General features: G+C 71.0%; 20 protein-coding genes and 1 pseudogene. 11 read left to right on the top strand and 10 right to left on the bottom strand.

All coding sequences use genetic code 11. The features are described 5' to 3' along the window. Positions 1 to 75 precede the first annotated feature (75 nt). The 9 genes from ACFY1E_RS20280 (at position 76) to ACFY1E_RS20240 (ending at position 9,290) form a co-directional block, all read left to right on the top strand. Positions 76 to 2,715, top strand: a complete 2,640-nt coding sequence (locus ACFY1E_RS20280; RefSeq protein WP_389077672.1) for a glycosyl hydrolase — start codon at positions 76 to 78, stop codon at positions 2,713 to 2,715. Between the two features lie 187 nt (positions 2,716 to 2,902). Beyond that, complete coding sequence (locus ACFY1E_RS20275; RefSeq protein WP_389077670.1) at positions 2,903 to 3,163, top strand: thiamine-binding protein; 261 nt, start codon at positions 2,903 to 2,905, stop codon at positions 3,161 to 3,163. Continuing rightward, positions 3,160 to 3,528, top strand: coding sequence for a helix-turn-helix domain-containing protein (locus tag ACFY1E_RS20270; protein WP_115909993.1), 369 nt, complete (start codon positions 3,160 to 3,162; stop codon positions 3,526 to 3,528). The genes ACFY1E_RS20275 and ACFY1E_RS20270 overlap by 4 nt, the downstream gene beginning before the upstream one ends. Positions 3,529 to 3,666: 138 nt before the next feature. Then, positions 3,667 to 4,179, top strand: coding sequence for a 2-oxo-4-hydroxy-4-carboxy-5-ureidoimidazoline decarboxylase (uraD, locus tag ACFY1E_RS20265; RefSeq protein ID WP_389077667.1), 513 nt, complete (start codon positions 3,667 to 3,669; stop codon positions 4,177 to 4,179). A 4-nt stretch (positions 4,180 to 4,183) separates the two neighbouring features. After that, positions 4,184 to 4,576, top strand: coding sequence for a hydroxyisourate hydrolase (uraH, locus tag ACFY1E_RS20260; protein ID WP_389077665.1), 393 nt, complete (start codon positions 4,184 to 4,186; stop codon positions 4,574 to 4,576). Positions 4,577 to 4,580: 4 nt separating this feature from the next. Further along, entirely contained in the window at positions 4,581 to 5,504 is a 924-nt protein-coding gene (pucL, locus tag ACFY1E_RS20255; RefSeq protein ID WP_099932192.1) for a factor-independent urate hydroxylase, read from the top strand. Positions 5,505 to 5,643: 139 nt separating this feature from the next. After that, the gene (locus tag ACFY1E_RS20250; protein ID WP_389077662.1) at positions 5,644 to 7,023 is read left to right on the top strand and encodes an 8-oxoguanine deaminase; all 1,380 of its coding nucleotides are present in this window, start codon (positions 5,644 to 5,646) and stop codon (positions 7,021 to 7,023) included. A gap of 217 nt (positions 7,024 to 7,240) precedes the next feature. Then, the gene (locus ACFY1E_RS20245; protein ID WP_389077659.1) at positions 7,241 to 8,605 is read left to right on the top strand and encodes a nucleobase:cation symporter-2 family protein; all 1,365 of its coding nucleotides are present in this window, start codon (positions 7,241 to 7,243) and stop codon (positions 8,603 to 8,605) included. Positions 8,606 to 8,669: 64 nt separating this feature from the next. Next, the gene (locus tag ACFY1E_RS20240) at positions 8,670 to 9,290 is read left to right on the top strand and encodes a TMEM175 family protein (protein WP_389077657.1); all 621 of its coding nucleotides are present in this window, start codon (positions 8,670 to 8,672) and stop codon (positions 9,288 to 9,290) included. On the opposite strand, the gene ACFY1E_RS20235 is transcribed toward ACFY1E_RS20240, so the two are convergent. Both ACFY1E_RS20235 and ACFY1E_RS20230 read right to left on the bottom strand, forming a co-directional pair. Next, positions 9,244 to 9,858, bottom strand: a complete 615-nt coding sequence (locus ACFY1E_RS20235) for an exonuclease (RefSeq protein ID WP_389077656.1) — start codon at positions 9,856 to 9,858, stop codon at positions 9,244 to 9,246. The two genes, ACFY1E_RS20240 and ACFY1E_RS20235, sit on opposite strands and share 47 nt — an antisense overlap. A 54-nt stretch (positions 9,859 to 9,912) precedes the next feature. Continuing rightward, entirely contained in the window at positions 9,913 to 10,710 is a 798-nt protein-coding gene (locus tag ACFY1E_RS20230) for a helix-turn-helix domain-containing protein (RefSeq protein WP_389077654.1), read from the bottom strand. A 96-nt stretch (positions 10,711 to 10,806) separates the two neighbouring features. Between ACFY1E_RS20230 and ACFY1E_RS20225 the strand changes: the two genes are divergently transcribed. Continuing rightward, positions 10,807 to 11,661, top strand: coding sequence for an NAD(P)H-binding protein (locus ACFY1E_RS20225; protein ID WP_389077653.1), 855 nt, complete (start codon positions 10,807 to 10,809; stop codon positions 11,659 to 11,661). A gap of 27 nt (positions 11,662 to 11,688) precedes the next feature. Here ACFY1E_RS20225 and ACFY1E_RS20220 read toward each other — a convergent pair whose 3' ends face one another. The 6 genes and pseudogenes from ACFY1E_RS20220 to ACFY1E_RS20195 form a co-directional block, all read right to left on the bottom strand. Next, positions 11,689 to 12,111, bottom strand: a complete 423-nt coding sequence (locus ACFY1E_RS20220; protein WP_389077650.1) for an acyl-CoA thioesterase — start codon at positions 12,109 to 12,111, stop codon at positions 11,689 to 11,691. Between the two features lie 77 nt (positions 12,112 to 12,188). Beyond that, complete coding sequence (locus ACFY1E_RS20215; protein ID WP_389077648.1) at positions 12,189 to 12,821, bottom strand: hypothetical protein; 633 nt, start codon at positions 12,819 to 12,821, stop codon at positions 12,189 to 12,191. Between the two features lie 91 nt (positions 12,822 to 12,912). After that, positions 12,913 to 13,026: pseudogene (locus ACFY1E_RS20210) on the bottom strand (histidine phosphatase family protein); the annotation flags it as partial. Between the two features lie 240 nt (positions 13,027 to 13,266). Next, positions 13,267 to 13,866, bottom strand: coding sequence for a histidine phosphatase family protein (locus ACFY1E_RS20205; protein WP_389077645.1), 600 nt, complete (start codon positions 13,864 to 13,866; stop codon positions 13,267 to 13,269). 62 nt (positions 13,867 to 13,928) lie between these two features. Then, positions 13,929 to 15,086 carry a serine hydrolase domain-containing protein gene (locus ACFY1E_RS20200; RefSeq protein ID WP_389077643.1) on the bottom strand — a complete coding sequence of 386 codons (1,158 nt, stop codon included), beginning with the start codon at positions 15,084 to 15,086 and terminating at the stop codon, positions 13,929 to 13,931. A gap of 68 nt (positions 15,087 to 15,154) precedes the next feature. After that, positions 15,155 to 16,363 carry a pyridoxal phosphate-dependent aminotransferase gene (locus ACFY1E_RS20195; RefSeq protein WP_389077640.1) on the bottom strand — a complete coding sequence of 403 codons (1,209 nt, stop codon included), beginning with the start codon at positions 16,361 to 16,363 and terminating at the stop codon, positions 15,155 to 15,157. Between the two features lie 87 nt (positions 16,364 to 16,450). Between ACFY1E_RS20195 and ACFY1E_RS20190 the strand changes: the two genes are divergently transcribed. Then, positions 16,451 to 17,077, top strand: coding sequence for a winged helix-turn-helix transcriptional regulator (locus ACFY1E_RS20190; RefSeq protein WP_389077638.1), 627 nt, complete (start codon positions 16,451 to 16,453; stop codon positions 17,075 to 17,077). 567 nt (positions 17,078 to 17,644) lie between these two features. Here ACFY1E_RS20190 and ACFY1E_RS20185 read toward each other — a convergent pair. Together ACFY1E_RS20185 and ACFY1E_RS20180 are read right to left on the bottom strand one after the other, a co-directional pair. Continuing rightward, the gene (locus ACFY1E_RS20185; RefSeq protein ID WP_389077635.1) at positions 17,645 to 18,454 is read right to left on the bottom strand and encodes a hypothetical protein; all 810 of its coding nucleotides are present in this window, start codon (positions 18,452 to 18,454) and stop codon (positions 17,645 to 17,647) included. Beyond that, on the bottom strand, positions 18,454 to 19,725 hold the full coding sequence (locus ACFY1E_RS20180) for a VWA domain-containing protein (protein ID WP_389077633.1): 1,272 nt from the start codon (positions 19,723 to 19,725) through the stop codon (positions 18,454 to 18,456). The genes ACFY1E_RS20185 and ACFY1E_RS20180 overlap by 1 nt, the downstream gene beginning before the upstream one ends. Between the last annotated feature and the right edge of the window lie 17 nt (positions 19,726 to 19,742).

The raw sequence follows: 19,742 nt of genomic DNA, 5'->3' as shown, positions 1-19,742 counted from the left end.
AAAGCGGCCGTCTTCCACCGCTCACTGATCGGGTCTCCTGTGACGGCTGTACAACCACCCGTTCGGGAGGATCTGGTGTCAGCACCAACCCGTAAGAGACGATGGTTCACGATCTGTGCCATCACCGCATCCGCCGCACTCGTCACGACACCCGCAGGCGCGGCGTCCGGCAGAACGAAGGCTCCGTTCGGCGCCCGCACCCTCGCTCAACTGGCCGCCGCGCGCACGCAGTCGGTCGGCACCATGAGCCCGCGGCTGAAGGGCGAGGACGGCGACGACGGCAATGAGGCGGACGAGATAGCCGAGGGCGCGGACCAGTACGCCGAGGCCCGCACCTCCCCCGGCATCGTCGCCCCCGGCGCCTACGGCGCCGCCTGGACAAGCCTGACCAACCTGCCGAGCACCGGCGGCAGTTGGCGCAACATCACCGACCTGCCGTACAACTCCGACGACCCGCGCTACCGCGACATCGACTCCAACTCCAGTGGCGGCTCGGGCAATGTCACCGGCCGGATGGCCGCGCTCGCCGCCGATGACGACGGGTATGTGTACGCGGGCAGCGCGGGCGGCGGCGTCTGGCGGTCCAAGCGGGGCGGCGGGAACTGGAAGCCCATCAGCGACGAGCTGCCCTCGCAGTCCACCGGTGCGCTCGCCCTGGACGGCGGCGGCCGGCTGTGGCTGGGCACCGGCGAGGCGACCACCAACGCGGACGCCTACCTCGGCAGCGGCGTCTACGTCCTGTCCCACCCGCACCACGGCACCTTCTCCGCCCGCAGCCGGGTCGGCGGCGACGAGCTGGAGTCCACCACCATCCACGAACTGCGCTTCGGCGGCGGCAAGGTGTGGGCGGCGACCAGCAAGGGCGTGTGGAGCCACTCCACGAAGACCCTGAAGGGCGCCTGGAAGCTGGAGTACGCGCCCAACCCGGACTACCTCCCCGGTGGTTCGAAGGCGAGCGACCCGTCGGCCCCTTACAAGAACATCGCCAACGACATCGCCATCGACCCCAAGGACCCGTCCAAGGTGATCCTGGCGGTCGGCTGGCGCAGCGGTGACGACTACAACGGCTTCTACACCAAGGGCGCCGGCGGCGCCTGGACGCGGATCACCAGCGGCTTCGGCGATCTGCCGACCGACGCGGACAACGTCGGCAACGTCACCTTCGCCCGCTCCGCCGACGGCTCGCGCTACTACGCCATCGACCAGTCGCCCGAGCAGCTGAACACCAACCCGGACAGCGGCCTGGAGGGCATCTACAGCGCCGCCTCGCCGTTCGGCCCCTGGACGAAGATCGCCGACTACAAGGGCCTGGCCGCCGACGGTTCCGCGCTGACCACCAGCGGCTACATGCCCGGCGTACAGGCCTGGTACAACCAGTTCCTGACCGTCGACCCGAGCGACCCCAAGCACGTCTACGCGGGCCTGGAGGAGGTCTACGAGACCAAGGACGGCGGCACCACCTGGTCGACCGTCGGCCCCTACTGGAACTTCAACTTCTCCTGCTGGTCCATCGACACGGCCAAGCAGACCGGTGACTGCAACCCGACCACCCACTCCGACCAGCACGGCGTCGCGATCGGCAGCTACCACGGCAAGAGCTTCGTCTACGTCGGCAACGACGGCGGCGTCTACAGGCGCCCGGTCGACGGCTCGCAGGACGCCTCCGGCCACGCCACCGACTGGACCTCCCTCAACGACGGCACCATCGACACCCTCCAGTACTACTCGGTGGGCATCGGCAAGGACCTGGCCTACGGCGGCGTCTCGGTCACCGGCGGTCTGCAGGACAACGGCCAGTCCGTGCTGCGCAGCAACGACAAGGTGATGGGCTCCAACTTCGGCGGCGACGGCGGCGACACGCTCACCGATCCCGCCAACGGCTGCAACATCGCCGAGGAGTACGTCTACCTCGCGATCCAGGTGACCCAGAACTGCGCCGTGAACGACGGCAGTTGGATCACCGATGCCACCAAGGCCACCTCGTACAACGTCGCCCCGGCCGACAACGCCACCAACGAGGCCCGCTTCATCGCCCCGCTCGCGACCGACCTGAAGAGCTCCTCGACGTGGATCGCGGGCGGCCGGCACGTGTGGGTGCAGACCCATGGCTACGCCATCCGCAGCGGCAAGGAGTGGACGAGCCTGTACGACCTCGGCGCAGGCCGCACCGCGACCGCCGTGGCGGCATCGGGCGGCAAGGTGTACGCGGCCTGGTGCGGACCCTGCAACAACCAGGGCTTCGCCCGCGGCATCTCCGTCGGCAACGCGGACGGCACCGGCTGGCACGACATCACCCTGCCCGCCGACGGGACCGTACCGAACCGCTACCTCAGCGGCTTCGCCATCGACCCGAAGAACGCCGACCACGTCTTCCTCGCCGTCAACGGCTTCTCCCGGCACTGGACGGAGGGCCCCGGCGCCGGCGTCGGCCATGTCTTCGAGTCCACCGACGGCGGCACCACCTGGAAGGACATCTCCGCGAACCTGCCCGATGTGCCGACCAACTCGGCGGTCGTCACGCCGAACGGCGGTCTCGCCGTCGCCACCGACCTGGGCGTCGTCTACCGCGCCCCGGGCCACACCAGGTGGCAGCGGGTCGGAGACCTCCCGGCGGTCGCCGTGCTCCAGCTGAAGCTCGGTCCCGACGGCAGCACCCTGTACGCGGCCACTCACGGCCGCGGCATCTACACGATCAAGGTGCGCGACTGCGGCTGACGCACATCGCATGGTGAGAGGGGCGCCCCCGGCTTCCGGGGGGCGCCCCTCCCGTTTCAGAGCCTCAGCCGATCGCGTTCCGTTCTGGGGCGCAGGGATGCCCTGGTCGGTTAGGGTCGGCTCGTGGCGGACGAACCGGCTCCGGCGCAGTGATTTTGTCGGCCCGTGGTGGTGCTCTGGGGGCACAGTGCGATTGAGAGTGGAGTTCACGACCGAGCCCTTCGATCTCGACGAGGCGCCCGCGCACGCGGTGGTCGCCCGCCAGGTCATCGAGGCGGCCGAGCTGGACGAGGTGGACGTCGGCCCGTTCGGCAACACGGCGGAGGGCGCCGCCGACGCCGTGCTGAGTGCCGTGGACGCGCTGCTCCGCCAGACGCTCCAGGCCGGTGCCACCCGGGTATCGCTGCAGGTCAACGTGGTCGGCGCGGCCGGGGAGGGCGCACAGTGACCGGCACCGGGGACGAGCCGTTCATCACGGCCGTGAAACCACTCGTCGACGCCATGGGCGGCGAGCTGCTCCCGCCCGACGAGGCCGGCCCCGAGGACGTCGTGCTCGCCTGGGAGGGCGCCGACGTGGTCGCCGTACGCCTGCCCCAGCTCGCCGACTCCCTCGACCACATCCTCGCCGCCATGGAGCGCAAGCAGGGCAAGCCCCTGGCCGACCTGGACCGCAAGGCCAAGCAGGAGGTCGTACGGATACTCGAGGCGCGCGGCGCCTTCTCCGTACGGCACGGCGTGGAGACCGTCGCGGGCGCACTCGGCGTCAGCCGGTTCACGGTCTACAACTATCTGAACCGTGAGAAGGAGGGCTGAGGGCCGCGTGGGGTCGCCGTCCGGCCCGGTTTGTTACCCCGAATTTTCAACAAAGTGTTGACGCGACGTTGCGTGGGGGCGTTAGCTAACGGCAGCCAGTTCAGCACGAAGGCCGTTCTCGCGGCCACGGAGGCACCCGTGACGTCGACTTCCACGCCCCCGGGCCTGGCCCGGTTCAACGTACTGGAGGAGCACGCGGCCCTCGCCGCCCTCCACGAGGCGTGTGCCTCCACCACCTGGGCGCGCCGGCTGCTCGCCGCCCGCCCCTACGCCACCGCTGAGGACCTCTTCGCCGCCAGCGACGCCGCCATGGCCGAGCTGAGCGCCGAGGACCTGGCCGAGGCGATGGCCGGGCACCCGCCGATCGGCCGCCCCAAGCCGGGGGACCCCACCTCGGCCAGGGAGCAGCGCGGCATGGCCGGCGCCTCCGAGGAACTGAAGTCGGAGATGCTCGAACTGAACCTGGCCTACCAGGAGCGGTTCGGCCATGTCTTCCTCATCTGCGCCACCGGCCGGACCGGCGAGCAGATGCGGGACGCGGTCAAGGAGCGGATCGGCAACTCGCCGGAGCAGGAGCGGGAGATCGTCCGCACCGAGCTGGGCAAGATCAACCGCATCCGACTGGCCCGACTCGTCGAAGAGGAAGCCTGACACCATGAGCACCAGCACCACCGCCTCCGTGTCCACGCACATCCTGGACACCAGCATCGGCCGCCCCGCCGAGGGCGTCGCCGTCGAGCTCTCCGCCCGCACGGGGCGGGATGCCGCGTGGCAGACGCTCGGCGGTTCCGCGACCGACGCGGACGGACGGTGCAAGGACCTGCCGGCCCTGCCGGAAGGGACCACACACGTACGGCTCGACTTCGCCGTCGAACCGTACTTCGAGAAGAAGCAAGCCGATGCGCAGCAGGACGCCCCCGCGAATCGGGACAGCGGTGCCGTGTTCTTCCCCGAGGTGGCGATCACCTTCGCCGTCAAGCCCGGGGAGCATTACCACGTACCGCTGCTGCTCAACCCGTTCGGCTACTCCGTTTACCGAGGGAGCTAGCTAGATGCCGACCATCCTGGGACAGAACCAGTACGGCAAGGCCGAGAACCGAGTCGTAAAGATCACGCGGGACGGCGCCACCCACCACATCAAGGACCTGAACGTGTCCGTCGCGCTGAGCGGCGACATGGACGAGGTCCACTACTCCGGCTCCAACGCCAACGTGCTGCCCACCGACACCACCAAGAACACGGTGTACGCGTTCGCCAAGGAGCACGGCATCGAGTCGGCCGAGCAGTTCGGCATCCACCTGGCCAGGCACTTCGTGACCAGCCAGGAGCCGATCAAGACGGCTCGCATCCGTATCGAGGAGTACGCCTGGGAGCGGATCGCCGCCTCCGACGCCAACTCCCAGTTCATCGGCGCTGACGAGGTCAAGCACTCCTTCGTCCGCAAGGGCCAGGAGACCCGGCTGACCCAGATCACCTACGACGGCTCGTCGTGGGAGGTCGTCTCCGGGCTCAAGGACCTGACGGTGATGAACTCGACGAACTCCGAGTTCTGGGGCTACGTCAAGGACAAGTACACGACGCTGCAGGAGGCGTACGACCGCATCCTGGCCACGTCGGTGTCGGCCCGCTGGCGGTTCAACTGGACCGACGACGAGCAGCGGATGCCCAACTGGGAGAAGTCCTACGAGCAGACCAAGAAGCACATGCTCCAGGCCTTCGCCGAGACGTACTCGCTCTCCCTGCAGCAGACCCTGTACCAAATGGGTTCGCGGATCATCAACAACCGCAGCGAGATCGACGAGGTCCGCTTCTCGCTGCCGAACAAGCACCACTTCCTCGTCGACCTGGAGCCCTTCGGGCTGAAGAACGACAACGAGGTGTACTTCGCCGCCGACCGCCCCTACGGCCTGATCGAGGCGACGATCCTGCGGGACGGCTGCGAGCCGAAGATCCCGGTGGACCTCACCAACCTCTGAGCACCTTCCGGGCAGCTCGACATTCGGCACCCGTGACCGGGGGAACCCGCCTCCCCGCATCCCCGGTCACGGCACTCAAAACTCCTAGGGTCCTGCCGTGCCCTCTCCGCAAAAGTCCACTGAGCGAAAAGGACGAATCATGGCAGCAGCCCAGCGCATCGTCATCGAGAACTGTTCGATCGCCACGGTCGACGCCGACGACACCGAGTACGCCGACGGGTACGTCGTCATCGCCGGCAACCGCATCGAGGCGCTCGGCGCGGGCAGGGCCCCCGAGGGCCTGGAGAACGTCGTACGCCGTATCGACGCCTCCGGTCACCTGGTGACCCCCGGCCTGGTCAACACCCACCACCACTTCTACCAGTGGATCACCCGGGGCCTGGCCACCGACCACAACCTGTTCAACTGGCTGGTCGCGCTGTACCCGACGTGGGCGCGCATCGACGAGCAGATGTGCTACTCGGCGGCCCAGGGCTCCCTGGGCATGATGGCCCGCGGTGGCGTGACCACGGCCATGGACCACCACTACGTCTTCCCGAAGGACTCCGGCGACCTGTCCGGCGCCATCATCCGCGCCGCCCGCGAGATGGGCGTCCGCTTCACCCTCGCCCGCGGCTCCATGGACCGCAGCGAGAAGGACGGCGGCCTGCCCCCGGACTTCGCCGTCGAGACCCTCGAAGGCGCCCTCGCCGCGACCGAGGCCACCGTCAAGGAGCACCACGACGCCTCCTTCGACGCGATGACCCAGGTGGCCGTCGCGCCCTGCTCGCCCTTCTCCGTCTCCACCGAACTCCTGCGCGAGGGCGCCCAGTTGGCCCGCCGTCTCGGTGTGCGCCTGCACACCCACGGCTCGGAGACCGTCGAGGAGGAGCAGTTCTGCAAGGAGCTGTTCGGCATGGGCCCGACCGACTACTTCGAGTCCACCGGCTGGCTCGGCGAGGACGTGTGGATGGCGCACTGCGTCCACATGAACGACTCCGACATCGCCGCCTTCGCCCGTACCAAGACCGGTGTCGCCCACTGCCCCTCGTCCAACGCCCGTCTCGCGGCCGGTATCGCCCGTGTCCCCGACATGCTGGCGGCCGGCGTCCCGGTCGGCCTCGGCGTCGACGGCACGGCGTCCAACGAGTCCGGGGAGCTGCACACCGAGCTGCGCAACGCCCTGCTCATCAACCGCCTCGGCGCCCACCGCGAGGCCGCCCTGAACGCCCGCCAGGCGCTGCGCCTCGGCACCTACGGCGGCGCGCAGGTCCTCGGCCGCAGCGCCGAGATCGGCTCCCTGGAGCCCGGCAAGCTGGCCGACCTGGTGCTGTGGAAGCTGGACACCCTCGCTCACGCCTCCATCGCCGACCCGGTCACCGCGCTGGTCTTCGGCGCGGCCGCCCCGGTCACCGCCTCCTTCGTCAACGGCCGGCAGATCGTCGAGGCGGGCCGCCTGCTGCACGTCGACGAGGACGCCATCGCCCGCTCCACACGGGCCGAGGCCCAGCGCCTGGCGCAGATCACCGCACGGGCCTGAGCGGTCGAAGATCTCCGGTCGAGGGGGACGGCCCTCGACCGGTAGCCGTGGACCCCAGTGGTTCCACGGCGGCCGTCTCCGGGGCGCGCATGGACGTGCGCGCCCCGGAACGGTCACCGTCACTTCCTTACAGGCATCCCCGGTCCCGCACGACCGCGCACCACCTCCAAGAAACCCACGTCAGAGCCGACGTGTTAGCTGACCCGGAGGAACCGCCGTGACCGCCCACCCCGTCGACGAAAAGCTCCCCGCGCTCAAAATGGCCACCACGGGCCTGCAACACGTGGCCGCCATGTATGCGGGGGTCGTCGCCCCGCCCCTGATCGTCGGCGCGGCCATCGGCCTGACCGGCACCGAACTCACCTTCCTCACCGGCGCCTGCCTCTTCACCGCGGGCCTCGCCACCTTCCTGCAGACCCTCGGCATCTGGAAGATCGGCGCCCGGCTGCCCTTCGTCAACGGCGTCACCTTCGCGGGTGTCGCCCCGATGACCGCGGTGGTCGCCTCCACCAAGGACAAGTCCGACGCCCTGCCGATCATCTTCGGCGCGGTCATCGTCGCGGGCCTGCTCGGCTTCATCGCCGCCCCGTTCTTCAGCAAGGCGGTCCGCTTCTTCCCACCGGTCGTCACCGGCACCGTCATCACCCTCATAGGCGTGTCCCTGCTGCCGGTCGCCTTCGGCTGGGCGCAGGGACCCCACCCCACCGCCGACGACTACGGCTCCACGACCAACCTCGGCCTGGCCGCCGCAACGCTCCTGATCGTGCTGGTCCTTCGCCGCTTCACCCGCGGCTTCGTCAAACAGATCGCCGTGCTGCTCGGCCTGATCGCCGGCACCCTGCTCGCGATCCCCTTCGGGGTCACGGACTTCGGGCCCGTCACGGACGCGGCCGTCATCGGCTTCCCCACGCCGTTCCACTTCGGGGCGCCCCGGTTCCAGCTCGCCGCGATCCTCTCATGCGTGGTGATGGTGGTCTCGATGACCGAGTCCACCGCGGACATGCTGGCGCTCGGCGAGATCGTCGAACGCCCGGCGGACGAGAAGACGATCGCGGCCGGCCTGCGCGCCGACACCCTCGGCTCGGCGCTGAGCCCCCTGTTCAACGGCTTCATGTGCAGCGCCTTCGCCCAGAACATCGGTCTGGTCGCGATGACGAGGATCCGCAGCCGCTACGTCGTCGCCACCGGCGGCGGCTTCCTGGTCCTGATGGGCCTGTGCCCGATGGCCGCCTCACTCATCGCCGTCGTACCGCGCCCGGTGCTCGGCGGCGCGGGCGTGGTCCTGTTCGGCTCGGTCGCGGCCAGTGGTATCCAGACTCTCGTCAAGGCCGGTCTGGACAAGGACAACAACGTGCTGATCGTCGCGGTGTCGCTGGCCGTCGGCATGATCCCGATCACCGCGCCGGACTTCTATCACGCCTTCCCGCAGACCGCGAAGATCGTCCTCGACTCGGGCATCTCCACGGGCTGTGTGGCGGCGGTCCTGCTGAACCTGGTCTTCAACCACCTCGGCAGGAACCGTGACGACCAGGACGTCACCCATCCCATGGAGGCCGGCGAGCAGATCGCCGCCGCCCACTGATCCTCCAGGTGCGGGGCACGGCAATGGCCGTGCCCCGCACCGGCGATGAGGCAGTCTGTCTCCCATGAATGAGTCCGGCCGCGTCGAGGCCTTCAGCGACGGCGTGTTCGCCATCGCCATCACCCTGCTCATCCTGGAGATCAAGGTCCCCGAGGTCGGCGAACACGGAGGCCTGTGGCACGCGCTGGGCGCCCAGTGGCCCTCGTACGCGGCCTATGTGGTGAGCTTCCTGGTCATCGGCATCATGTGGATCAACCACCACCAGCTGTTCAGCTACGTCGCCCACGTCGACCGCACGCTGATGTTCCTGAACCTGCTGGTGCTGATGGTGGTGGCCGCGGTGCCGTGGCCGACCGCGATGCTCGCGGAGTATCTGCGCGAGGACACGGCCTCCCATGTGGCGGCGGCCGTCTACAGTCTGGTCATGGTCCTGATGGCGCTCACCTTCCAGGCCCTGTGGTGGCATCTGACCCGCACCGGGCACCTCTTCGACTCCCGTGTCGACGTCCCGGCGGCCAGAGCCACCCGCGCACGCTTCGCGCTGGGCTCCCTCGGCTACCCGGTCACGGTGGGCCTCGCCTTCGTCTCGGCCCCGCTGACCCTGGCGGCCCACGGTCTGCTCGCCCTGTACTACGGCTTCAACCAGGTACCGGTGCCGACCCGTCAGGCCCCGTCCAGTTCATGAGGTTGGCCAGCATCTCGGCCTGCTCGATCGCGTCGTCCAGGGCCTGGTGGGTGTGCCGCCGCCGGGACAGCAGATGGCGAGGCATGCTGCCCTTGGCGACCGCGCGCAGCGGCAGCCCCGCCTTCGTCGCGTACAGCGTCTTCATGTCCAGGCAGCCGGAGTGGCCGAAGGGGCTCGCCCCGGTGAAGCGGATCAGGTACCAGTACAGGAACGTCCAGTCGTAGGACGCCGGGTAACCGCACATCACGGGCTGCGCGCCCGCGCTCACCTCGCGCACCCAGTCGCTGAACTCGCCCAGCGCGACGGCGGGTTCGGCCCCCTCGCTCTTCAGGCGCTCCCGGTCGAGGCCGCTCACCGCGAGCGCCTCCGGGACGAACTCCTCGCTGATCGGGCGCAGTTCGCGGTAGAAGGTCTGCCGTTGCGGGTCGACGGCCGTGAACCCGTCGGCATCCTGCGTCCCCGCGACCGACGCGCCGAAGCTCAGCATCGAGTACGGGCCGGGGATGGGACCGTCGGCCTCGATGTCGACGGAGATGTAGCGGCTGGGTCTGATACGTCGTGCGGCCATGAGGGTGGAGCATCGCAGGCGGGCGGGGTCGCCCGCATCCGGTTTCCACCCCGCTCAGCCCCGGCGGATCGCCTGGCAGGGCGTCGCGTCCGGCAGGCGGCCGGTGAAGTACGAGCGGGGCGGTACGCCCATCAGGGTGCGGAAGTCGGTCGTCATGTGGGACTGGTCGTAGTAACCGATCGCGGCCGCCAGCTCGGCCCACGAGCAGGTGCCGGCGAAGTCCAGTACCGTGCGCACCCGGTTGATACGGGCGTAGTGCTTGGGGGAGAGGCCGACGCCCTCGGCGAACAGGTTCCGCAACTGCCGCTCGCTGACGGCGAGTTCGCGCGCCACGTCGCCCACCGGGGCGGGAGTGCGACCGGTGCGGACCGACATCGCGTCGACGCCGGCGCGCACCAGCTCGGTGCGGGAACGGTCCGCGGCGGCCGCGAGTCGCCCGGGGAGCACCTCTGCGAGACGGTTCACCGCCTCCTCGGGCTCCAACCCTTGCAGGGCCTCGGCCAGTTGGCGGGCGTAGGGGCCGGGAAGTTCAGCCAGCCGCACCGCACGGCCGACGAGATCGAGGGCCGGAACGCCGAGCAGGGGGCGGACGGTGCCGGGAGCGAGCCGCAGCTCCACGCAGGACGCGCGACGCTTGCCCCGGTGGTAGGAGGCACGGGCGCGCGGGCCCACGACCAGGGCACTGCGGATGCCGTGTTCCCCGGTGCGCACGACCACCTTGGTGGTGGCCTCCGGGAGATGGACGAAGGGCTCCGTCGGCACGTCGCCGACCGTCACGGATCCGATGCCCGCGATCCACGGGCGCAGCACCTCGGGCGTGGGCAGGACCTCTCGGGACACGATGTTGGTCACCCCTCCACCGTAAGCGCGCCGGGTGGCCGCCCGGGCTCCGCAACCGTGCCGGAATTTCCAAGAGTTCCGGGCCGCCCGCGGCCCACCGTGGTGGACATGATCCTTGTGACGGGTGCCACGGGCACCATCGGCAGTGACGTCGTACGACAGCTCGCGGCACGCGGCGAGAAGGTCCGCGCCCTGACCCGGGAGCCGGCGCGGGCGCGGGTGCCGTCCGGCGTGGAGACCGCGCCGGGCCACCACCGCGACCGGGCCTCGGTCGAGGCCGCGATGACGGGCGCGGAAGCCGCCTTCCTCGTGGGGGTGTTCGGGCCGGACGACGCCGAGCACGACCGCGGGCTGGTGGAGGCGGCGCGGGCCGCGGGCGTACGGCGCATCGTGAAGCTCTCCTCGATCGGCACCGGCGACCCCGACCTGGGCGTGTTCGCGACCTGGCATCTGCCCGGCGAGCAGGCCGTACGGGACAGCGGTCTGCAGTGGACGGTGCTGCGCCCCTCCTCCTTCGCCTCCAACACCCTGGCCTGGGCCGCGGCCATCCGCGAGGGCACGCCCGCGCCGAACATGATGGGCGGCGGCAAGCAGGGTGTCGTGGACCCGCGAGACGTGGCCGAGATCGCGGTGGCCGCACTGCTCGACCCCGGGCACGCGGGGCGCACGTACACCCTGACCGGTCCCGAGACCCTCAGCGCCCACGAGCAGGCCGCAGTCCTCGGCGAGGTCCTCGGCCGTCCCGTGCCCCTCCACGACCTCTCGCCCGCCGCTCGCCGCGAACAGGCGCTCGCGGCCGGCCTGGGCGAGACGTACGCGGACAGCCTCGTGGCCGCCGCCCGCTTCATCGAGGACGGCGGCAACGACGTCGTCACCGAGGACGTACGGCAGGTCCTGGGGCGGCGGGCGCGGACCTACCGGGAGTGGGCCGAGGACCACAAGGGGGCGTTCGGGGAGGCCTGAGACAAGGGGTGTGGGCCGCGCGGGGCGTCACAGCCCGAACAGCGTCGGGTCCGTGGACAGTTCCTTGAAGAACTCCCGCGGGTTGGGGACCAGCCGTCGCTGCTTCAGGTCCATCAGGCCGACGACCGCGGTGACCTCCGCCGCCACCGTGCCGTCGGCCTTCCGTATCGTCTGCTCGATGTGGAAGGTCTTGCCGCCGCCCCACTCGAAGGCGCAGGTCACCTCGACCTCGTCGCCGGCGACCAGCTCCCGCCTGAAGCGCAGGGTGGTCTCCAGGGCCGCCGGGCCCACGCCCTTGGCCACCAGGGTCGCCTGGGTCACCCCCGCCGCGTGCAGTAACGACCAGCGGGCGTGCTCCGCGTAGTTCAGGTACACGGCCTGGTTGAGGTGCCCCAGCACATCTGTCTCGTACCCGCGCACGGTCACCGGGACGGAAAACGGTTCGGTCACTGCTCCCTCTCCTCGTACAGCTCGCAGTACAGCTCGTACTGATGGACGATGTGACCGACCGATCTTGGCATGCCCCGCTATGCGCGGCGGGGTGACGCCAGCAGATAACGCGCCCTGGACCTTGGGTCGTTGTGCTCGCCGACCTGCCATCCCGCCGACTCCAGCGTGGCCGCGCAGGCCCGCAGCGCCGCCGTATCCGGCTCGTGCACGGCGACGGCCTCCGGCTGCGGGGTGGCCCGCACCCGGTATCCGGCCAGGTCCGCACCGGCGGGGCGGTGACCGGCCGCCTCCAGGGCGAGCGCCGCGGCCTGCACCAGATGCGTACGCTCCCAGCCGCACGGCCGGTCCACGGCCCCGTCCGGATTGGTCATCCGCCGCAGCTCCAGCAAGCCCTGCCAGGCGCTGCGCACCTCACGCGCGCGGGCCGGACCGGCCTCCGGCGGCTCCTCCTCACCGCCGACGCGCGCGGCGAACACACCGCCGGCGGCGGTCGCCTCGCTCTCGGGCGCGGCCCTCTCCGCCTCCCCGGCCTCCCGTATTCGATGCCCGGCCGGCGTCAGGAAGTGGTCGTGCGGCGGCCGCGGATGCCGGAAGGCGAACCCCCACTTCACCAGCGCCGCCAGCTGCGCCTCCGTACCCCTCAGCCGCCCCGTCACCGGATCGGCGGCATCGATCACACGCCGCTGAGCGGCGGTCGGCGGTCGCGTCACGGCATGCTCCTTCCGTCGCCGGGCCCCCTCTCCCACCTCCTGAGAGGCTACGACGCGGGTCTGACAGCGCCCGGTGCTCAGCCCCGGCCCACACGTTCCCTCCCGTGATCACCGGCCGCCCGTGCTCCGTTCCCAGCCGGCACACCGTCCCCGTGGCGAGCTGGAAGAGGGCCGTGCCCGACGGGCGCAGCCGCAGCCGCCGGGCCCCGTCTCCCACCTCCTGAGAGGCTACGACGCGGGTCTGACAGCGCCCGGTGCTCAGCCCCGGCCCACACGTTCCCTCCCGTGATCACCGGCCGCCCGTGCTCCGTTCCCGGCCGGCACACCGCCCCGTGGCGAGCTGGAAGAGGGCCGTGCCCGACGGGCGCAGCCGCAGCCGCCGGGCCCCGTCTCCCACCTCCTGAGAGGCTACGACGCAGGTCTGACAGCGCCCGGTGCCCGGCGCTCACGCCCCGGGCCGCATGTTCCATTCCGCGATCACCGGCCGCCCGTGCTCCGTCCCCAGCCGGCACACCGTCCCCGTGGCGAGCTGGAAGAGGGCCCCGCCCGAGGGGGGCAGGCCGAGCCGTCGGGCCGTCAGCACCCGTAGGAAGTGGCCGTGCGCCACCAGGACCACAGAGCCCTCGGTGTCGGCGAGTGCGGCGTCCACCTCGGCGAGCACGCGGTCCGCGCGCTCGCCGACCTGCTCGGGGGTCTCCCCGGGGTGGTCCGGAGGCCCGGGCTCCACCCCGTCCCGGAACAGGAACCAGCCCGGCCGGGTGCGCTGGATCTCGACCGTGGTGATCCCCTCGTAGCCGCCGTAGTCCCATTCCCGCAGATCCGGGTCGACCCGCACGTCCCGCAGCCCGATCAGCTCCGCCGTCTCCCGGGCCCGCTGCAGCGGGCTGGCGAACGCGGCGCCGATCCGGTGCGAGCGGATCAGCGGCACCAGCCGCCGGGCCTCCGCGCGGCCGCGCTCCGTCAGCGGCACGTCCGTCCAGCCGGTGTGCCGCCCGGACCGCGACCACTCGGTCTCACCGTGCCGCACGAGAAACACGTCGCCCATGCCGCGCACCCTTCCCGTTCGGACCCGCCGGACACGGCCGTGCAGGTCTTCCCCTCACCGTGTCACGAGGCCGAGGCCGCCCGCAGTACGGCATCCGCCAGACGGCCGTTCTCGGGGGACGCGCCGACGCCCGAGGGGAAGGCGAAGCGGCGCCGTGTGTAGGCGTAGGCCACTCCGCTCGCCGGGTCGGCGAAGGCCAGCGAACCCGTGGCGCCGCTGTGCCCGAAGGAGTCCTCGCCGAGGAGCGGATAGCGGCCGGCCAGGTACTCGAAGCCCACCGCGAAGTGGTCGTCGCCGCCGGTCACCAGGTCGGGGCCGGGTGTCCGCAGCCCGCCGAACAGGGCCGCCGTCTCACGGGTGAGCAGCGGCGCCCTGCCGTCCACCGTGCTGATCGCGGCCGCGTACATGCCGGCCACCCCGCGCGCGTTGCCGACACCGCCCGAGGACGCCGGGCCGAGGGCCCGCGTACGGCGGTCGTTCGCGAAGGCGAGCAGGTCGGTGGGCTCGGGGGCGTTCAGGTTGAAGGCGATGTACCGGATGCTGCCGGGGGCGGCCGCCCGTGCCGCCAGCGCGGCGGCCTCCTCGGGTGTGGGCAGGAGCGGCTGCACCTCCCGCCACCGAGGTTCCAGCGCCTCGGGCTGGCCGAGGTGGAAGTCGAGGCCGTAGGGCGCCCGGATGCGCTCCTCGTACAGCTCCTGGATCGACTTACCGGTGGCCCGGCGGACCACCTCGCCGGTGAGCGCGCCGATGACGAGCCCGTGGTAGCCGTACCCGCTCTCCGGGTCCCACAGCGGCTTCTGCCCGGCGAGGCGTGCCGCCATCAGCCGGTCGTCGGCCAACTCCTCCGTGCTGAAACCGCCGTCGGGGATGCCGACCAGCCCGGCCCGGTGCTCCAGCAGCTCGCGCAGCGTGAGCCGCTCCTTGCCCTCCACCCCGAACTCGGGCCAGTACGCGGCCACTTCACGGTCCAGGTCCAGCACGCCGTCCTGCACCAGCAGCGCGACGACGAGATGCGCCGCGCCCTTGGTGATGGAGAACAGACTGGTCAGCGAGTCCCCGTCGATTCCCTCCCCGGCCCACAGGTCCACCACCCGCCGCCCGTGGTGGTACGCCACGAGCTGCGCGCCGGGCTCGTGCCGCTCCCCGGCGAGGAAGGCGGCGAACTCCTCGCGCACGCCCTCGAATCCCTCGGACACCGTTCCCTGTACGTCCTGCGACATAGCAAAGCCCCCTGTTCGGTGATCGGATACGGAATCCACCAACAGGGGGCCGTGGCACGGCATTCCCGCTACTGCCGGTACCCGCTCAGGAACCGCCCGATCCGCCCGATCGCCGCCTCCAGATCGTCCGCGTACGGCAGCGTCAGGATCCGGAAGTGGTCCGGTGTCGGCCAGTTGAAGCCGGTGCCCTGCACCACCTGGATCTTCTCCCGCAGCAGCAGGTCCAGGACGAACTTCTCGTCGTCGTGGATGTTGTGCACCTTGGGGTCGATGCGCGGGAACGCGTACAGCGCGCCCTTGGGCTTCACGCAGGACACACCCGGGATCTCGTTCAGCTTCTCCCAGGCGACGTTGCGCTGTTCGTGCAGGCGGCCGCCCGGCGCGGTCAGCTCGCGGATCGACTGGCGGCCACCGAGCGCGGCCTGGATGGCGTACTGGGCGGGCGCGTTGGCGCACAGCCGCATGGAGGCCAGCATCGTCAGGCCCTCCAGGTAGTTCTTCGCGTGCTGCTTCGGGCCCGTCACCACCAGCCAGCCCGACCGGAAGCCGGCCACCCGGTACGTCTTCGACAGACCGCAGAAGGTGAGGACCACCAGATCGGGGGCGAGCGCGGCGGCCGAGTGGTGCACGGCGTCGTCGTAGAGGATCTGGTCGTAGATCTCGTCGGCGAAGACCATCAGACCGTGGCGGCGGGCGAGGTCGAGGATGCCCTCGATGATCTCCTTGGGGTAGACCGCGCCGGTGGGGTTGTTCGGGTTGATGATGACGACGGCCTTGGTGCGGTCGGTGATCTTCGAGGCCATGTCGTCCAGGTCCGGGTACCAGTCGGCCTGTTCGTCGCAGAGGTAGTGGACGGCCTTGCCGCCCGCGAGGGTCGTCACCGCCGTCCACAGGGGGAAGTCCGGGGCGGGGATGAGGATCTCGTCGCCGTCCTCGACCAGCGCCTGTACGGCCATCGAGACCAGCTCGGAGACGCCGTTGCCGAGGAAGACGTCGTCGACGTCGACCTCCAGGCCCAGGGTCTGGTAGCGCTGGGCGACCGCACGGCGGGCGGAGAGGATGCCGCGCGAGTCCGTGTAGCCGTGTGCCTGCGGGAGCATCCGGATCATGTCCTGGAGGATCTCCTCCGGCGCCTCGAAGCCGAACACCGCGGGGTTGCCGGTGTTCAGGCGCAGCACGCTGTGGCCCGCCTCCTCCAGCGCGTTGGCGTGCTCGATCACCGGGCCGCGGATCTCGTAACAGACCTCGCTGAGCTTGTTCGACTGCCGGAACTCCATGCTCGCTCGCCCCTCCGCTTTCGTGTGTTGCTTGGTTTTACCAAGTTCGAGCTTGGAAAGTCCAACAACATGTCTAGACTGCGTCGCATGTCACGACGCCGAAGCTACGACCAGTACTGTTCCGCCGCCCGCGCCCTCGACCTCGTCGGCGACCGCTGGACCCTGCTGATCGTCCGGGAGCTGCTGGCCGGGCCTCGCCGCTACACGGACCTGCACGCGGACCTGCCCGGTGTGAGCACGGACGTACTCGCCTCACGGCTGAAGGACATGGAGCGGGACGGGCTCAGCACGCGCCGCCGGCTGCCACCGCCCGGCGCGGCCTACGTCTACGAACTCACCCCGAGGGGACGGGAGCTGCTGCCGGTGCTCCAGGCGCTGAGCGTGTGGGGCCAGGACGAGCTGGGGGAGCGGCGCCCCACGGACGCCCTGCGCGCCCACTGGTTCGCACTGCCCCTGCTGCGCTCGCTGGAGGGGGAGGGGCTCGTCGAGGTCCGGCTGGAGGAGGGGAACTTCCACCTCTACGTCGGCGCCGAGAAGGGCCCGCTGTACGGCGACGGTCCCGCCCCCGGCGAACCCGACGCGCGACTGACCCTGGACGCCGAAACGGGCGCGGCCCTCGCCCGCGGCGAGCTGAGCCTGACCGAGGCAGTACGGCACGGCCGGGTCGCCGTCATCGGCGAGGGCACCCTGGCGAAGGTGCTGCGCGAGGCGTGAGCGGGCAGAAGGGCCGCCGGGCGCGGGCCTTCTGAGGGGACGTCAGGCATCCGAGCGCACCCGTGAGGGCTGTTCCGACCCGCGCGTCAGCGCGTATTCGCGAGGCGGTGCCGACAGGGGCGGTCGCCGTCGTCGGCGACGGCGCTGTGGCGATGGCGCTGTGGCGAAGGCGCTGGGCGGGGTGCGAGAGGGCAGAAGGGCCGTGGGGGGGGGCGGGCTTTGTGGGGGGGGGTATCAGGCGCTCGGCGCATCTGTGAGGGCTGTTCCGACCCGCCGTCAGCGCGTGTGGTGCGGCAGGGGCGGTCGCCGTCATCTGCGAGGGCGCAACGGCGACGGTGGTGCGCGAGGCGTGTGAGGGCGAGGGCCGTGGGCGCGCGGGCTTTCTGTGAGGGTGTCAGGCGCTCGCGGCACCCATGGAGGCTGTTCCGACCCGCGCGTCAGCGCGTATTCGCGGGGCGCGGTGCCGGCAGAGGCGGTCGCCGTCATCGGCGAGGGCGCTGTGGCGAAGGTGCTGCGCGAGGGGTGAGACGGCAGAAGGCCCGCCGGGTGCGGGCCTTCTGGGGAGCGTCAGGCGTTCGGCGGCACCCGTGAGGGGCGTCCCGTGCCGCGTGTCAGCGCGTAGCCGCCGACGCCCGCGAGCGCGGCCAGTACGCCGCCGATCGCGGTCCACACCCACCGGTCCGACCACCAGCCGGACGCCCAGCCGTCCTCGGGCTCGATGCTCGACAACACGGCGGACTTCGACGAACTCCCGTCGTCCGCCTCGGACTCGGAGGCCACCGCGATCCCCGGCACCAGAGGCTTCGCCAGCGAGCCGTCCACGGCCGCCGAGCCGCCGATGTCCTTGGAGCCCACCCGGACCGAGGCGCGGATCGGCTGGCCGAGGTCGGCCGTCGCCAGGTTCACCACGGTCAGCCGTATGTAGTACGTCCCCGGCAGCGGGTCATCGGCCCACGGCTCCGACCAGGCGCGCACGGTACGCAGGGTGCAGGCCAGGTCGATCCTGGCCGCGCCCTGGGGCGCGGTGCGCGTCTGCGCCCCGTACTGGCAGGCCTGGCGGCGCCGCAGTCCGTCGTACACGTCGATCTGCCAGGTCTGCGCGGCATGCGTGTCCGGCAGCTTCACCGTCGCCTCGACGGTGGGGCGCTGACCGGCGTCCGCGGGGAACGACCAGTACAGGTAGTCGCCCGTGGAGCCGACCGCCGTGGCCTGCTGCCCCTGCTCGAACTCCGTCGCCGTACGGAAGGAGGTCCCCGCCGAGGTCGGCGCCGAGCTGCCCTCGGAGGCGCTGGGCGACGGCGAGGAGTCGGCCGCCGCAGGAGCGGCCGCCAGGCCCAGTGTCAGCAGGGCCGCGCTCAACACACGTGTGATCCGCATCAGTTGGTCCTCCAGACCGCGACCCGCCAGCGTGACAGCCAGCCCCAGATCAGACCGGCCAGGAAGCCGACCAGCACCAGTACGCCGAGCAGCCACCACCCGCGGCCGAGGCCGAAGGAGGCCACGTCGCCGGAGTGGGACGGGCCGTCCACCACGTCCACGGTCAGCTCCAGCGGCAGACCGGGCGTGGTCTTCACGCCGGAGGCCGCCGAGAAGGAGTTGGTGACCTGGAGGCAGACCGTCTCCGCGGTGGGCTTGTCGCTGTCGTCGTCCCGTTCGGGCTTGGGGTAGCGCAGCCCGGTGGAGATGACGTCGGTACGACCGTTGCCCGCGGCCTCCCCGCGTACGATCTCGCGGCCGTGCACGGTGACGGCCCGCAGCAGCGCCCCGTAGTCCGGACCGACGGCCCGGTCGGCCGCCACGCTCACCGAGGCGCGCAGCTCCTGGCCCGCCATGACCTCCACGCGGTACCAGCGCTGCTGCCCGAACTCCTCGCGGTCCGTGTACAGACCGGACTTCAGGGTCGGCGCGTCCGTGCACTGCGCGGCGCCATCGGTGGCGACCGGAGTCACCACGGGGTTCGCTGCCCGGTCCACCAACTGGTTGACCTTGTCGGTGAGTTCGCCGGTGTGCTCGACCGAGGTGTAGGTGCCGCCGGTCGCCTCGGCGATACAGCTGAGCTGCTTGTTCAGCTTGGTGTCGGGGACCAGGCCCAGGGTGTCGATGGTCATCCCGATGCCCTTGGCGGCGATCTCGCGGGCCACCTCGCACGGGTCGAGCGGGGCGCAGGTGTCCTCGCCGTCGGTGATCAGCACGATCCGCTTGGAGCCGTCGCCGCCCTGGAGGTCGTCGGCCGCTTTGAGGAGGGCGGGGCCGATCGGGGTCCAGCCGGTGGGCGAGAGGGTCGCGACCGCCGTCTTCGCCTCGGTGCGGTTCAGCGTGCTGACCGGGTAGAGCTGCGCGGTGTCCTTGCAGCCCGTCTTCCGGTCGTTGCCCGGGTAGTTGGCGCCGAGCGTGCGGATGCCGAGCTGCACCTCCTCGGGCGTCGCGTCGAGCACCTCGTTGAACGCCTGCTTCGCCGCGGCCATCCGGGTCCCGCCGTCGATGTCCCGGGTCCGCATGGAACCGCTGACGTCGAGGACGAGATCGACCTTCGCGGTCGGCTCGCCCGTGGGTTCGCCGGCGTTCGCCGCGGCCGGGAACGCCATCCCCGCCGCCAGGGCGGCGAGCAGGGCACACACTCCTGCCGCCAGCCGTTGTCTTCTGATCATCGGCGGATCTTATTGAT

The sequence above is a fragment of the Streptomyces sp. NPDC001604 genome (assembly GCF_042893475.1).
In the GTDB taxonomy this organism is placed as follows: Bacteria; Actinomycetota; Actinomycetes; order Streptomycetales; family Streptomycetaceae; genus Streptomyces.
The sequence above is the reverse complement of the archived record's forward strand: the minus strand, read 5'-3'. Positions and strand labels throughout refer to the sequence as shown.